Origin of the sequence: Pseudoxanthomonas sp. SGNA-20 (assembly GCF_003931635.1) — a bacterium.
Lineage (GTDB): Bacteria > Pseudomonadota > Gammaproteobacteria > Xanthomonadales > Xanthomonadaceae > Pseudoxanthomonas.
Genome location: NZ_RRYK01000001.1, coordinates 1156834 through 1170398, shown reverse-complemented (window position 1 = coordinate 1170398; position 13565 = coordinate 1156834). Strand labels below are relative to the sequence as shown.

General features: G+C 71.5%; 11 protein-coding genes. 8 read left to right on the top strand and 3 right to left on the bottom strand.

The window, feature by feature from the left end:
* The first annotated feature begins 31 nt into the window (after nt 1-31).
* Nucleotides 32-1918, top strand: coding sequence for a DUF885 domain-containing protein (locus EIM48_RS05220; protein ID WP_125111201.1), 1887 nt, complete (start codon nt 32-34; stop codon nt 1916-1918).
* 85 nt (nt 1919-2003) lie between these two features.
* On the opposite strand, the gene EIM48_RS05215 is transcribed toward EIM48_RS05220, so the two are convergent.
* Nucleotides 2004-2231 (bottom strand): hypothetical protein, encoded by a 228-nt coding sequence (locus tag EIM48_RS05215; RefSeq protein WP_019399301.1) that lies wholly within the window; start codon nt 2229-2231, stop codon nt 2004-2006.
* A gap of 132 nt (nt 2232-2363) precedes the next feature.
* On the bottom strand, nt 2364-2927 hold the full coding sequence (locus EIM48_RS05210) for a YdeI/OmpD-associated family protein (RefSeq protein WP_125111200.1): 564 nt from the start codon (nt 2925-2927) through the stop codon (nt 2364-2366).
* A gap of 543 nt (nt 2928-3470) precedes the next feature.
* Here EIM48_RS05210 and EIM48_RS05205 point away from each other — a divergent pair.
* The 6 genes from EIM48_RS05205 (at nt 3471) to dcp (ending at nt 11667) form a co-directional block, all read left to right on the top strand.
* Nucleotides 3471-4184, top strand: coding sequence for a TetR/AcrR family transcriptional regulator (locus EIM48_RS05205; RefSeq protein ID WP_233581632.1), 714 nt, complete (start codon nt 3471-3473; stop codon nt 4182-4184).
* Nucleotides 4181-5161 (top strand): HlyD family efflux transporter periplasmic adaptor subunit, encoded by a 981-nt coding sequence (locus EIM48_RS05200; protein ID WP_125111198.1) that lies wholly within the window; start codon nt 4181-4183, stop codon nt 5159-5161. Before EIM48_RS05205 ends, EIM48_RS05200 begins: the two co-directional genes overlap by 4 nt.
* Nucleotides 5151-6113, top strand: coding sequence for an ABC transporter ATP-binding protein (locus EIM48_RS05195; protein WP_233581631.1), 963 nt, complete (start codon nt 5151-5153; stop codon nt 6111-6113). Before EIM48_RS05200 ends, EIM48_RS05195 begins: the two co-directional genes overlap by 11 nt.
* A complete protein-coding gene (locus EIM48_RS05190) occupies nt 6110-7204 on the top strand; it encodes an ABC transporter permease (RefSeq protein ID WP_028915716.1) in 1095 nt (364 codons plus the stop codon). Before EIM48_RS05195 ends, EIM48_RS05190 begins: the two co-directional genes overlap by 4 nt.
* Nucleotides 7205-7318: 114 nt before the next feature.
* Entirely contained in the window at nt 7319-9220 is a 1902-nt protein-coding gene (htpG, locus tag EIM48_RS05185; RefSeq protein WP_028915715.1) for a molecular chaperone HtpG, read from the top strand.
* A gap of 293 nt (nt 9221-9513) precedes the next feature.
* The gene (gene dcp / locus EIM48_RS05180) at nt 9514-11667 is read left to right on the top strand and encodes a peptidyl-dipeptidase Dcp (protein ID WP_125111197.1); all 2154 of its coding nucleotides are present in this window, start codon (nt 9514-9516) and stop codon (nt 11665-11667) included.
* A gap of 201 nt (nt 11668-11868) precedes the next feature.
* Here the strand turns inward: dcp and EIM48_RS05175 are convergent, their stop codons facing one another.
* Nucleotides 11869-12087 (bottom strand): polyprenyl synthetase, encoded by a 219-nt coding sequence (locus tag EIM48_RS05175; RefSeq protein WP_232211023.1) that lies wholly within the window; start codon nt 12085-12087, stop codon nt 11869-11871.
* A gap of 334 nt (nt 12088-12421) precedes the next feature.
* Between EIM48_RS05175 and EIM48_RS05170 the strand changes: the two genes are divergently transcribed.
* Nucleotides 12422-13243, top strand: a complete 822-nt coding sequence (locus tag EIM48_RS05170) for a hypothetical protein (RefSeq protein WP_125111196.1) — start codon at nt 12422-12424, stop codon at nt 13241-13243.
* Nucleotides 13244-13565: the final 322 nt, after the last annotated feature.

Sequence of the window (13565 nt, the reverse complement as noted above, 5' to 3'; positions counted from 1 at the left end):
GCGGTTGTCCCCACTTCCGGAGAGTTGTCCCGTGCGTCCTGCCCTTGCCCGCAGCACCCTCGCCATCGCCCTCGGCCTCGCCCTGCCGCTGGCCCTGACCGCCTGCAGCCAGGGAGACACCGGCAACGCCGGCACCTCCCAGGCCGCCGCGCCGGACGCGGCGGCCGTCCAGGCCGAGACCCAGCGCCTCAATGCCTGGTTCGACGCCAAGTACGAGGAGGCGCTGCGCTTCAGCCCGATGCAGCTGACCTTCCTCGGCCGCAAGGAGCTGTACGACCAGCTCGACGACATGTCCGAGGCCGGCCTGCGCCAGCGCGTGGAGTGGCTGGAGGCCTCGGTGCGCGAGATGGAATCGCAGTTCGACTACGCGCGCCTGGACCCGGAGGCGCAGCTGTCCTGGGACCTGTGGAAGAAGCAGGCCGAGCGCGCCCGGGTCGAGCTGCAGTACCTGGCGCACGACTATCCGTTCGAGCAGATGGGCGGCCGCCAGAGCGAACTGCCGACCTTCCTGATCGGCTTCCACAAGGTCGACGAGGAGCAGGACTACCTGGCCTACGTCTCGCGCCTGCAGAAGGTGGGCGTGGCCTTCGACCAGCTGCTGGAGCGCGCCCGCGCCTCGGCCGCCGCCGGCATCCGCCCGCCGCGGTTCGCGCTGGAGGGCGTGATCGACCAGTCGCGCAAGGTGATCACCGGCGCGCCGTTCGGCGCCGGCGCCGACAGCGCGCTGTGGGCCGACGCCCAGGCCAAGGCCGATGCCCTGGTCCAGGCCGGGAAGATCGACGCCGCCCGCGCCGGTGAGCTCAAGCAGCAGGCGCGCGCCGCCCTGCTGGAGTCGGTGAAGCCGGCCTACGAGCGGGTGATCGCCTTCGCCGAGGCCGAGCTGCCCAACGCCCTGGTCAACCCCACCGGCGTCGGCCAGACCCATCCGGACGGCGCGGCCTATTACGCCGCCCAGCTCAAGCGCCACACCTCCACCGACATGACCGCCGAGCAGATCCACGAGCTGGGCCTGGCCGAGGTCGCGCGCCTGCGCGGCGAGCTGGAGCAGGTACAGAAGCAGCTGGACATCGAGGGCGACCTGCAGGCGTTCTTCCGGCAGGTGCAGTCCGATCCCAAGCGGCTGTACCCGAACACCGACGCCGGCCGCCAGGCCTACATCGACGACGCCACCGCCAAGATCGGGAACATCAAGCAGCACCTGCCGGAGTACTTCGGCCTGCTGCCCAAGGCCGACCTGGTGGTCAAGCGCGTGGAGGCGTTCCGCGAGCAGGACGGCGCCGCCCAGCACTACTACCCCGGCACCCCGGACGGCTCGCGCCCGGGCATCTACTACGCGCACCTGTCGGACATGAACTCCATGCCCAGGACCGAGCTGGAGGTGATCGCGTACCACGAGGGCCTGCCCGGCCACCACATGCAGATCTCCATCGCCCAGGAGCTGACCGGGGTGCCGCAGTTCCGCACCCAGATGTTCGACACCGCCTACGCCGAGGGCTGGGGCCTGTACGCGGAATGGCTGGCCAAGGAGATGCCGGGCACCTACGAGGATCCGTATTCGGAGTACGGCCGGCTGATGTCGGAGATGTGGCGCGCGATCCGCCTGGTGGTGGATACCGGCATGCACGCCAAGGGCTGGACCGAGGAACAGGCGGTGGAATACTTCCGCGCCAACAGCTCGGTGCCGGACGCGGCGATCCGCTCGGAGATCCAGCGCTACCTGGTGATGCCCGGCCAGGCCACCGCGTACAAGGTCGGCATGATCCGCATCCAGCAGCTGCGGCGGAAGGCCGAGGAGGCACTGGGCGAGCGCTTCGACATCCGCGGCTTCCACGACGCGGTGCTGGGCGGCGGCGCGATGCCGCTGGACCTGCTGGAGCGTCGCGTCGACGCCTGGATCGCCTCGCGCAAGCAGGCCTGACCCCGGCCCGGGAAGCAGGAAGGCCCGGCGAAAGCCGGGCCTTTTTGCACCACATGGCGGCGGGACAGGGCCTTGCAGGCACCAATCAGCAATCCCGAACCACGGCCCCGCGCCGCCCGCCGCCCAGCAGCCGGGCCGGCAGCATCAGCAGCGCGCGCAGCAGCTCGAACAGGGCCGAGCAGGTGATGCCCACCAGCCGCAGCGGCAGCGACAGCAGCCACACCAGCGGCCACAGCAACAGGGCCAGGATCGCCAGCGGCCAGCACAGGACCAGCAGCAGGCACCAGGCGGCAAGCGCGAACAGGGTGTTCATCGGCGGCAGTCCTCCTCGGTCATGCCAGGCAAGCCTCGGCGGCCGCGGACGGAGCCGCAAGCGCGCTGCGACGGAACCGGGAATGCGCCGACGGAACCCCGCCAGCGGCGACCGGCGCGCGCCCGCCTCCGCTCAGGGCGCCGGTTCGGGCGCGGCGAAGGCCTTGCTGTAGATCCCGGATCGGTCGAAGCAGCAGGCCCGCCGCTTGCCCTTGGCCAGCATGTCGCAGGCGCTGGCGATGCGGCGGGCGCGGGTCTCGGCCTTCTTGCCCGAGCTGATCCAGTGGATCCAGTCGCGGCGCGCCGCCGCGGTGATGTCGCGCCAGGTGGCCAGCGCCCGCGACTGCGCGGCCAGCGCGCGCTCCAGGTCCTCCGGCACTTCGGGTTCCGGCTCCTGCTCCAGCGGGGCGATCTCCAGCGCGACCTCCTGCCCGGCCGCGACCCCGGCCGCCGCGGCCAGGGCCGGCTCCACCTTCAGCCAGTGGCCGCCCTTCCCGTCCGGCTGCAGGGTGGCCTGGAAGGGTTGTCCGGCGAAGGTGCCGGCCACGCTTACCTGGCCACGGCTGGGCAGGCGGGCACTGGCGGCGGCGGGCAGGACGAGGAAGGTCCAGTCGGCATCGGCCGGGCGCAGGGGCCGGGCCAGGCGGGCCCGGAAGCGGACCGGGCCGGGAGACAGGGCGGAAGTCTTGCGGGCCATGGCCCAACCCTACACCGGCCGGTCACGGCCGGGACTGTAAATCACCGTGGCCGCGTCCCTCCCCCCGGGACGCGGCCACGGCCAGCAGGTCACCAGGTGGAGGTCGTTGCAGCCGCGACCCCCGTCACGGCGCCACATTCGACCGCATGGCTGCTGGTTTGGAACGGAACCAGCCTGCCAATTGTTCGGTACATCCGAACCCCCTTTGGACCCCTGTCCCGACCTGCGTATGCAGGCCAGGGGGAGGCCAGGTTCCGCGGCCAATGGGGCCCGCGGTCTGGCTGAGGCGCTGCGCTCCCCCGAGTCGCGCGCCACTCCCGGGGCTGAACATAACGTGATTTTCCGGTTCTGGGAACGCTACTAGTAGAGGTGCGTATGGTGCGGCGCAACGCGGCCGCGGCCCGGGCCGCGCCTTGACCCGGGTTTCACCGCACTGAATCCCCACAAAACCTCCCCGCGACAAGCAGTTGCAATTTAATTAATGAGTCAATTAAATCCGGGGCCATGAGCCCGAACACCCCTCCCGAAACCCAGGATCCACCCGTGACCGCTATCACGAAGCGCGCGCGGCCCCGTCCCGGGCACCTCGCCAGCCGCGCCGCGGCCTCCGCCGAAGCCCCCCGCCGCAGCCGCGGCCGCCCGCCCCAGGGCGCCGGCCTGGACCAGCGCCAGCGCCTGCTCGATGCCGCCCTGGCCTGCTACGTGCGCCACGGCATCGCCGCCACCCGGCTGCGCGACATCGCCGCCGAGGCCGCGGTCACGCCGGCGCTGGTGCACTACTACTTCAGCGACGCCGCCGGCCTGCGCGAGGCGGTGATCGGCGAGCGCCTGATGCCGGTGTTCCAGCAGGTGCGCGACACCCTGCTGGGCATGCCCGAGGCCCCGCTGCGTGACGTGGTGGTGGCGTTCGTCGACGTGATCTGCGCCCAGGTCCGGCACCACCCCTGGCTGCCGGCGCTGTGGATCCGCGAGGTGGTCAGCGAGGGCGGCGAGCTGCGCGACCTGCTGGTGTCGCGGCTGGCGCCGCAGCTGGCGGCGGTGATGGCCGCCCGCTTTGCCACCGAGCAGGCGGCCGGGCGGCTCAATCCCGGGCTGGACCCGCGCCTGCTGATGGTCTCGCTGGTCGGCCTGACCCTGTTCCCCGCCTCCGGCGCGCCGATCTGGCGGCAGTTGTTCGCCGCCGAGGACCTGGGCATCGACGCCATCCGCAACCACGCGCTGGCCCTGCTCGAGCGCGGCCTGGAGCTGCCCGCATGATCCGCTTCCCGTGGCCGGCCCTGGCGCGCACCGCGGTGCTGGCCGTTTCCGTCCTCGTGCTGGGCGCCTGCAGGCCCGCCACCGACCAGGCGCTGGGCACGCTGGAGTACGACCGCATCACCCTGCCCGCCCCGGCCGCCGAGCGCATCGCCAGCATCGAGGTGCGCGAGGGCGAGCGGGTCGGGGCCGGCCAGCGCCTGCTGGTGCTGGAACGCACCCGCGGCGACGCGCAGCTGGCCGCGGCCGAGGCCGAGGTCGCGCGCCAGCGCCAGGCGTTGGAGGAACTGCGCAATGGCGCGCGCCGCGAGGACATCGCCCAAGCCCGCGCCAACCTGGCGGCCGCCCAGGCCCAGGCGCGCGACGCGCGCGCCTACTTCGAACGCGTGCAGCCGCTGGGCGCGCGCCAGCTGGTCTCGGCCGCCGAGGTCGACCGCGCCCGCGCCGCCGCCGGCAATGCCGAGGCCCAGGTCGCCGCCGCGCGCGCGGCGCTGCAGGAGCTTGAGAACGGCGTGCGCCCGGAGCAGGTCGCCCAGGCCGAGGCCGCGCTGGCCGCCGCCGAGGCCCAGCTGCGCGGCCAGGCCGAGACCACCGGCCGCCTGGACGTGGTTGCCCCGCGCGCCGGACGGGTGGACAGCCTGCCCTACCGCGCCGGGGACGAGGCCCCGGTCGGCGCGCCGCTGGCGGTGCTGCTGGTCGGCGAGCGTCCCTACGCGCGCATCTACGTGCCCGAACCGCTGCGGCCGCGGGTGCAGGTGGGCCAAGCGGTGCGCGTGCACGTGGGCGCCGATGGCCAACGCAGCTACCCGGGCCGGGTGCGCATGGTCCGCAGCGAACCGGCGTTCACTCCGTACTACGCGCTGACCGGCAAGGACGCCGCGCGCCTGAGCTACCTGGCCGAGGTCGAGCTGGAAGGCGAGGGCGCCGGCGAGCTGCCGGCAGGGCTGCCGCTGCGGGTGGAATTCGGCGATGCACGCTGAAGCGCCCGAGGAGGGGATCGCGATCCGCGCGCGCGGCCTGAGCAAGTGCTTCGGCCCGCTGCGCGCGGTCGACGGCGTGGACCTGACCGTGCCGCGCGCGCATGTGTACGGCTTCCTGGGGCCCAACGGCTCGGGCAAGTCCACCACCATCCGCATGCTGTGCGGGCTGCTGACGCCCAGCGAGGGCCAGATCGAGGTGCTGGGCCTGCGCATCCCGGAAGAAGCCGACGCGCTGCGCCTGCGCATCGGCTACATGACCCAGAGGTTCTCGCTGTTCGAAGACCTGTCGGTGCGCGAGAACCTGGAGTTCCTGGCCGCGGTGTACGGCCTGCCGCGCCAGCACAGCCGCCAGCGGGTGGACGAACTGGTCGAGCGCTACCGCTTCGGCGACCGCCAGAAGCAGCTGGCCGGCACCCTCAGCGGTGGCCAGAAGCAGCGCCTGGCCCTGGCCGGGGCGGTGATCCACGACCCGGAGCTGCTGTTCCTGGACGAACCCACCAGCGCGGTGGATCCCGAATCACGGCGCGATTTCTGGGAAGCGCTGTTCGCCCTGGCCGATGCGGGCACCACCCTGCTGGTGTCCACCCATTACATGGACGAGGCCGAGCGCTGCCATCGCATCGCCATCCTCGACCGCGGCCGGCTGGTGGCCGACGGCAGCCCCGGCGAACTGGCCGGCCAGCTGTCCGGACGCACGGTGGAAGTGCTGGCGCCGCAGCCGCGGCGCGCGCACGAGGTGCTGGTCGGCCTGCCGCAGGTGATCAGCGTGGCCCAGATCGGCAACAGCCTGCGGGTGCTGGCCACCGCCGATGCGGGCCAGGTCGAGGATGCGGTGCGCGATGCGCTGCGACGCGCGGGCGTGGCCGGCGAGGTGGGCGCCTCCGATCCGAACCTGGAGGACGTGTTCGTCGCCGCCACCCGCGGCCGCGCCGGCATGGAGGACGCGGCATGAACCTGCGCCGGGTATGGGCCGTGGTGCTCAAGGAGCTGCGCCAGATCCGCCGCGACCGCATCAGCATGGCGCTGATCGTGGTGATCCCGGTGATCGACCTGCTGCTGTTCGGCTACGCGATCAACTTCAACCCGCGCAACCTGTCGGCGGCGGTGGCCGACCAGGCCATGACCGCGACCTCGCGCGCGGCGGTGATGGACATCAACGCCACCGGCGTCATCCGCACCACGGCCGTGGCCGATACCCCGCAGGAACTGGTGGACATGCTGCGCCGGGGCGAGGTCAGCGTGGGCATCGCAGTGCCCCCGGATTTCGACCGGCGCCTGGCCGACGGCCGCCCGGCGCTGCAGGTGATGGTCGACGGCACCGACACGGTGGTGCAGGCGGCGGCCAACCAGATCGCGCAGACGCCGCTGGAACGCGCCTCCGGCGGGCGCCCGGCGCGGGCCACGCCGCAGATCGAGGTGGTGAGCTTCTACAACCCGCAGCGGCGCAGCGCGGTGAGCATCGTGCCGGGCCTGATCGGCATCATCCTGACCATGACCATGGTGATGTTCACCGCCATGGCCATCGTGCGCGAGCGCGAGCACGGCAACATGGAGCTGCTGATCGCCACCCCGCTGGACCGCAGCGAGCTGATGGTGGCCAAGGTCCTGCCCTACGCGGTGATCGGCCTGGTCCAGACCACGCTGATCCTGGCCCTGGGCATCTGGATGTTCGACGTGCCGCTGCTGGGCAGCCTGCTGGATGTGTACATCGCGGCGCTGCTGCTGATCGTGGCCAACCTGGCGCTGGGCCTGCTGATCTCGACCCGGGCGCAGTCGCAGTTCCAGGCCATGCAGATGACGATCTTCGTGTTCCTGCCGTCGATCCTGATGTCGGGCTTCATGTTCCCGTTCGCGGGCATGCCGAAGCTGGCGCAATGGGTGGCGGAGGTGCTGCCGATGACCCACTTCCTGCGCCTGGTGCGCGGGGTGATGCTGCGTGGCGCCAGCCTGTGGGAGCTGTGGCCCTCGGTGGCGGCGCTGGCGGCCTTCACCGCGGTGATGATGACCGCCGCGATCCTGCGGTTCCGCAAGCGGCTGGACTAGCCACCGCCGGGACGGCGCTTGCAGCGCCCGCCCGCCCCTGCGCCGGCCACCTTGAAAACGGCCGCCGCGCCAACACATCGGACCCCTGCAATCCGTGTCCCAGGGGACCTTCCGATGACCACCGAGACCACCGAAACGTCCGCCCCCGCTTCCGAGACCCGCCGGTTCGAGGCCGAGGTGTCCCAGGTGCTGCACCTGGTGACCCACTCGCTGTACTCGCACAAGGAGATCTTCTTGCGCGAGCTGGTGTCCAACGCCTCCGACGCCTGCGACAAGCTGCGCTTCGAGGCCATCGGCAAGCCGGAGCTGCTGGCTGGCGAGGGCGAGCTGCGGATCGAGATCAGCCACGACCGCGATGCCCGCACCGTGACCATCCGCGACACCGGCATCGGCATGGACCGCGGCGAGGTGATCGCCAACATCGGCTCGATCGCCAGCTCCGGCACCCGCCGCTTCCTCGAGGCGCTGGGCGAGAACCAGAAGGCCGACGCGCGCCTGATCGGCCAGTTCGGCGTGGGCTTCTACTCGGCCTTCGTGGTCGCCGACCGGGTCACCGTGCTCACCCGCCGCGCCGGCACCCCGGCCGAGGCCGGCGTGAAGTGGGAAAGCGACGGCCGCGGCGAGTACACCCTGGAGCCGGCCATGCTGGAGCACACCGGCACCACCATCGTGCTGCACCTGAAGGAGGGCGAGGACGAGTTCCTCGATGGCTGGAAGCTGCGCGCGCTGGTGCGCAAGTACTCCGACCACATCGCCTTCCCGATCCGGATGCCGAAGGAGACCGGCAAGGACGAAAAGAAGGACGCGCCGGAGTGGGAGACGGTCAACGACGCCTCGGCGCTGTGGACCCGGCCGAAGAACGAGATCAGCGACGAGGACTACCGCGGCTTCTACAAGTCGCTGGGCCATGACTTCAACGATCCGGCGGCCTGGACCCACAACCGCGTGGAAGGCAGCCAGAGCTTCACCACCCTGCTCTACCTGCCCTCGCAGCCGCCGTTCGACCTGCTGATGGGCGGGCGCGACGAGCGCAAGGGCCTGAAGCTGTACATCAGGCGCGTGTTCGTGATGGACGCGGCCGAGGAGCTGCTGCCCAACTACCTGCGCTTCGTGCGCGGCGTGGTCGATGCCGACGACCTGCCGCTCAACGTCAGCCGCGAGATCCTGCAGCAGAACCGGCAGCTGGAGCGGATCCGCGGGGCGTGCGTGAAGCGCGTGCTGGACCTCATCGACAGGCTCTCGCGCGAGGAGCCGGAGAAGTTCGCCGCCTTCCTCAAGGCCTTCGGCAACACGCTCAAGGAGGGCATCGTCGAGGATCCGTCCAACCGCGAGCGGATCGCCAGGCTGCTGCGCTTCGCCTCCACCCGTGGCGAGGGCGCGGCGCAGACGGTGTCGCTGGACGACTACATCGGGCGCATGCAGCCGGGCCAGGACGCGATCTGGTACGTCACCGCCGAGAGCCACGCCGCCGCCGCCGGCAGCCCGCAGCTGGAGGCGTTCCGCGGCAAGGGCATCGAAGTGCTGCTGATGTCCGACCGGATCGACGAGTGGATGGTCGGCCACCTGCACGAGTACGCCGGCAAGCCGCTGCGCCACGTGGCCAAGGGCGAGCTGCCGCTGGACGAGGCGGAGAAGAAACAGCAGGAGGAGGCTGCCCAGGCCGCCGCGCCGCTGCTGGAGCGGCTGAAGAAGCTGCTGGAGGGCAAGGTGCAGGAGGTACGCGTGTCCGCGCGCCTGACCGATTCGCCGGCCTGCCTGGCCCTGGCCGAGTACGAGATGGCACCGCACCTGGCACGACTGCTGCGCGAGGCCGGCCAGGCCGTGCCGGAAAGCCTGCCGACCCTGGAGGTCAATCCGCGCCACGCCCTGCTGCAACGGATCGCGGCCACCGGGGACGACACCCAGGCCGCCGACCTGGCGACCCTGCTGCTGGAGCAGGCGCAGCTGACCGCCGGCGCGCCGCTGGCCGATCCGGCCGCCTTCGTGCAGCGGATCAACCGCCTGCTGGCGGGCTGAGCGCCTTGCGCCCGCCGCCGCCTGCCCCCCGCAGGCGCCGTGCGGCGGCCGCCTCTGCCGCTGGCGCCGCGCCAGCGCCTGCGGATCGGTCGCCGCCTCCATCCGCGCTGCCCAGGGCCTTCCCCGGGTAGCGCGCATTGGCGCCGCCCAGCCACACCGGCAGCTGCGCCGGGCGGCCCTGCTTTGCCGGGACTGCCCCGCCCCCGGGACCTCCGGCACTGCCCTGCCCCGGGCCCCGGGCGCATGCTGGGACCAATGGCCGGCGATCCTGACCGGCCCCTCCGGAGCCCTACATGCTGCGCAAGCTGCTACTTTCCTCGGCGATCGCCCTGGCCCTGTCCGCCTGCGGCGAACGTACCGCCAACGAAAACGCCATGCCCGATTCCAGTGCCACCCCCGCCGGCGCCGCCCAGGGCGACAACGCCCTGCTGGCGCCCAGTCCGCTGCCCTTCCAGGCGCCGCCGTTCGACCGCATCCGCGACACCGACTACCAGCCGGCGATCGAGGAGGGCATGCGCCAGCACCTGGCCGAGATCCGCGCCATCGCCGACAACCCGGAGCCGCCGAGCTTCGCCAACACCATCGAGGCGATGGAGCGCGCCGGCGCCCTGCTCTCGCGCGCGATGCTGGTGTTCGAGGCCATGACCTCGGCGCACACCAACCCGACCCTGCAGGCGGCCGAGGAAGTCCTGGCGCCGAAGCTGGCCGAGCACAGCGATGCCATCCACCTCGACCCGGCGCTGTTCGCCCGGGTCAAGGCCGTCTACGACCAGCGCGACTCGCTGGGCCTGGACGCCGAGCAGAAGACCCTGGTCGAGCACCGTTACGACGCCTTCGTGCGCGCCGGCGCCCTGCTCTCGGACGCGGACAAGGCCGAGCTGCGCAAGCTCAACGCCGAGGAGTCCTCGCTGACCACCGCGTTTGGCGCCAAGCTGCTGGCGGCCACCAATGCCGGCGCCGTGCTGGTGACCGACAAGGCGCGCCTGGAAGGCCTGGACGAGGGCACCCTCGCCGCCGCCGCCGAGGCGGCCAAGGCCGCCGGCAAGGAGGGCTGGCTGCTGGAGCTGCAGAACACCACCCAGCAGCCGGTGCTGGGCAAGCTGGAGGACCGCGCCCTGCGCGAGGAGATCCTGGCCGCGTCGATGAACCGCGCCGCCCGGGGCGACGACAACGACACCCGCGCCACCATCCTGCGCCTGGCCAAGCTGCGCGCACGCAAGGCGCAGCTGCTGGGCTTCGACAACTACGCCGCCTACGCCATCGCCGACCAGATGGCCGGCACCCCGGAAGCGGCGTTGAAGCTGCTCAACGACACCGTGCCGGCCGCCACCGCGCGCGCGCGCGCCGAGTTGGCCAAGATCCAGTCGGTGGTCGACCGCCAGGGTGGCGGCTTCAGCGCCGGCGCCGCGGACTGGGACTTCTACGCCGAGCAGGTGCGCCAGGCCGAGTACGACCTGGACGAGGCCCAGGTGCGCCCCTACTTCGAGCTGGACCGCGTGCTCAGGGACGGCGTGTTCTACGCCGCCCAAGAGCTGTACGGCATCACCCTGAAGGAGCGCACCGACCTGCCGGTCTACCACCCGGACGTGCGCGTGTTCGACGTGTTCGACGCCGACGGCACCCAGCTGGCGGTGTTCTACCTCGATCCGTTCAAGCGCCCGAGCAAGCGCGGCGGCGCCTGGATGGGCAACTTCGTCGAGCAGGACGGCCTGGCCGGCACGATCCCGGTGATCTACAACGTCGAGAACTTCACCAAGCCCGCGCCCGGCCAGCCGGCGCTGCTGAGCTTCGACGACGTCACCACCCTGTTCCACGAGTTCGGCCACGCCCTGCACGGCCTGTTCTCCAGGACCACTTACCCGAGCCTGTCCGGCACCAACGTGCCGCGCGACTTCGTCGAGTTCCCCTCGCAGTTCAACGAGCACTGGGCGCTCTACCCGCAGGTGTTCGCCAACTACGCCCGCCACTACCAGACCGGCGAGCCGATGCCGAAGGAGCTGGTGGAGAAGATCGTGCGCGCGCGCACCTTCAACCAGGGCTACGCCACCACCGAGTACCTGGCCGCCTCGCTGCTGGACCTGGCCTGGCACCTGCTGCCGGCCGACGCCAGGGTGGAGGACGTGGACGCGTTCGAGAAGCAGGCCCTGGCCAGGTACAAGGTGGACCTGGCCGCGGTGCCGCCGCGCTACCGCAGCAACTACTTCGCCCATGTCTGGGGCGGCGGCTATGCGGCCGGCTACTACGCCTACTTCGGCGCCGAGGTGCTGGACCACGATGCCTTCAAGTGGTTCGAGGAGAACGGCGGCCTGACCCGCGAGAACGGCAAGGTCTTCCGCGAGAAGATCCTCTCCATCGGCCACTCGCGCGACCTGGCCAGCGCCTACCGCGAGTTCCGCGGCAAGGATCCCAGCGTCGAGCCGCTGCTGGAGTTCCGCGGCCTCAAGTAAGCCGCGCGCTGCAGCGACAGGAAGGCCCGCGCAAGCGGGCCTTCTTCTTTGCTGCTCCGGTTCCTCCCAACGGGCGCTCGGGAGGGGGCCAGGAGGCCGGCGCATTGCCGATGGCGCGTTCCCGGCACCCAACCCGGATGCGGCCTTCGGCCTTGTCCGGGCCACGCATGTCGTGGCATCACCGCGGGAACGCCCGCGCCCTCAGCGCTTGAGGGCGGCAACGATCTCCGGAACGCTCAGCCCGATCTCCAGCTGCAGGCGCACGTACTCGCGCTCCTTGCGCGACAGCGGGCGGCCGACCTCCAGGCGCACGTCCTCGGCCTGCAGGATGCGCATGATCCGCGGCAGCGCCGAGCCCACCGCATCGGGGCCGTAGCCGGCTTCGACCAGCGCGGCGCGCATTACAGCTTCAACGTCCATGGCCATCCGGATCATGCGGGGGAGGCGGCCATTCTGCCTGATGCCGCCCCTCCCCATGGCAATTCCGTAGCCGGGCAAGGCACTGGCGAGGCGTGGCGTGCTGCCACGCGCCGCGGATCCAACGCCGGACCGGATCGGGCAGATGCGTGGCCGGATCCCCGGATGCGGCCTTACCCGGTCTACGCCGCGGCCGCACCACCCTGGCCGCGGCCACGCCGTAGCGACAGGAGCCGCGGCCCGCCCCCGTGACGGTGGTCATACCGCCCTCCGGCACTCCATTCCGGCGGCGGGCGGCGCCAGGATGCGCCCACCCTGGAAAGCCGATCGTTCCCGTATGCGCGCCTCCGTAACGCGACCGCTGCTGTTCCTCGCCCTGGCCCTGTCCGCTACCGCCCTCCCCGCCTCCGCCGCCGAACCGTACCGGGTCACACCTTCCGACCTGCACCTGGAGCACCTGCGCCCGGCGCAGCTGAGCTACCTGGTGTACATGCACGCCGGACCCGGCAGCGGCATCAAGCGTCCGGTGCTGGCCAACTTCTCGGTCTCGCGGCAGACCGTGGACGGCACGCCCGCCTGGGTCATCACCCACGCCTGGGAGGACCCCGACGGCACGGTGCACACCGTGCACGCCGCGGCCGACATCGCCACCCTCTCCCAGGACGCCACCTGGGTGCGTTCCGGCCAGCGCATGTCCTCCCACGTGGTCCCCGCCCGGGGCGAGGGCCGCGCCGAGGGCGAATGGCCGGAGGCCGCGCGCCAGCGCCTGGAGGCCGGCTTCCAGGCCATGCAGGACGGCTGGTGGATGAACTGGCACAGCGACCTGACCCTGCTGCCGCTGCTGCCCTACGAGAAGGGCGGCACCCTGCGCATCCGCCTGTTCGACGTGGGCATGCCCGCGCCGCTGGACGTGGACTACACCGTGCTCGGCGAGCGCACCCTGGCCGGTGCCGACGGCCGCCGCTACGACTGCTGGCTGGTGGAAACCGAAAGCGGCAACCCCGGCGGCGACGCCTTCCAGCGCTTCTGGATCGACAAGGCCAGCCGCGTGGTGGTCAAGGAAGAGGACAACTTCAACGGCCAGTACCGCAGCAAGTACCTGCTGGCGGTGCCGGTCAGCCTCGAGTTCCCCGCCCCGGCGGACGGCAAGCAGGGCTGAGGCGGGACTGGCGCGAACCGTCGGCTCAGGGGCTCCCGGCGGGACCACGGGCGTCCCGCAGCGGTTGACTTTCACCCTGCCCGCGGCGAATCGTAAAGAAACCCCCAGCCCGCGTTTTGCCAAGCATTTGATACTGCTGGACTTTTTCCGGAAAACCCCGCTCCGGATCGTAAACGGAATCGTAAAGAAATCCCGTCCCGCGGCGGTCCCGGGTCCCTGCCCCGGGAAGGCTTCCGCCAAGCGCTATATTCATCCGCAGCCATGGAACTGTCCCAGGGGAGGCCGATGCCTTGGCTACGCTGATTCCGAACAGGGGGACCTG

What these genes read in the sequence shown, in the direction of transcription:
- EIM48_RS05215 (WP_019399301.1), bottom strand. Translation starts at nt 2,231, where the DNA reads ATGAACACCCTGTTCGCGCTTGCCGCCTGGTGCCTGCTGCTGGTCCTG.
- EIM48_RS05210 (WP_125111200.1), bottom strand. Translation starts at nt 2,927, where the DNA reads ATGGCCCGCAAGACTTCCGCCCTGTCTCCCGGCCCGGTCCGCTTCCGG.
- EIM48_RS05200 (WP_125111198.1), top strand. Translation starts at nt 4,181, where the DNA reads ATGATCCGCTTCCCGTGGCCGGCCCTGGCGCGCACCGCGGTGCTGGCC.
- EIM48_RS05195 (WP_233581631.1), top strand. Translation starts at nt 5,151, where the DNA reads ATGCACGCTGAAGCGCCCGAGGAGGGGATCGCGATCCGCGCGCGCGGC.
- EIM48_RS05190 (WP_028915716.1), top strand. Translation starts at nt 6,110, where the DNA reads ATGAACCTGCGCCGGGTATGGGCCGTGGTGCTCAAGGAGCTGCGCCAG.
- htpG (WP_028915715.1), top strand. Translation starts at nt 7,319, where the DNA reads ATGACCACCGAGACCACCGAAACGTCCGCCCCCGCTTCCGAGACCCGC.
- dcp (WP_125111197.1), top strand. Translation starts at nt 9,514, where the DNA reads ATGCTGCGCAAGCTGCTACTTTCCTCGGCGATCGCCCTGGCCCTGTCC.
- EIM48_RS05175 (WP_232211023.1), bottom strand. Translation starts at nt 12,087, where the DNA reads ATGGACGTTGAAGCTGTAATGCGCGCCGCGCTGGTCGAAGCCGGCTAC.
- EIM48_RS05170 (WP_125111196.1), top strand. Translation starts at nt 12,422, where the DNA reads ATGCGCGCCTCCGTAACGCGACCGCTGCTGTTCCTCGCCCTGGCCCTG.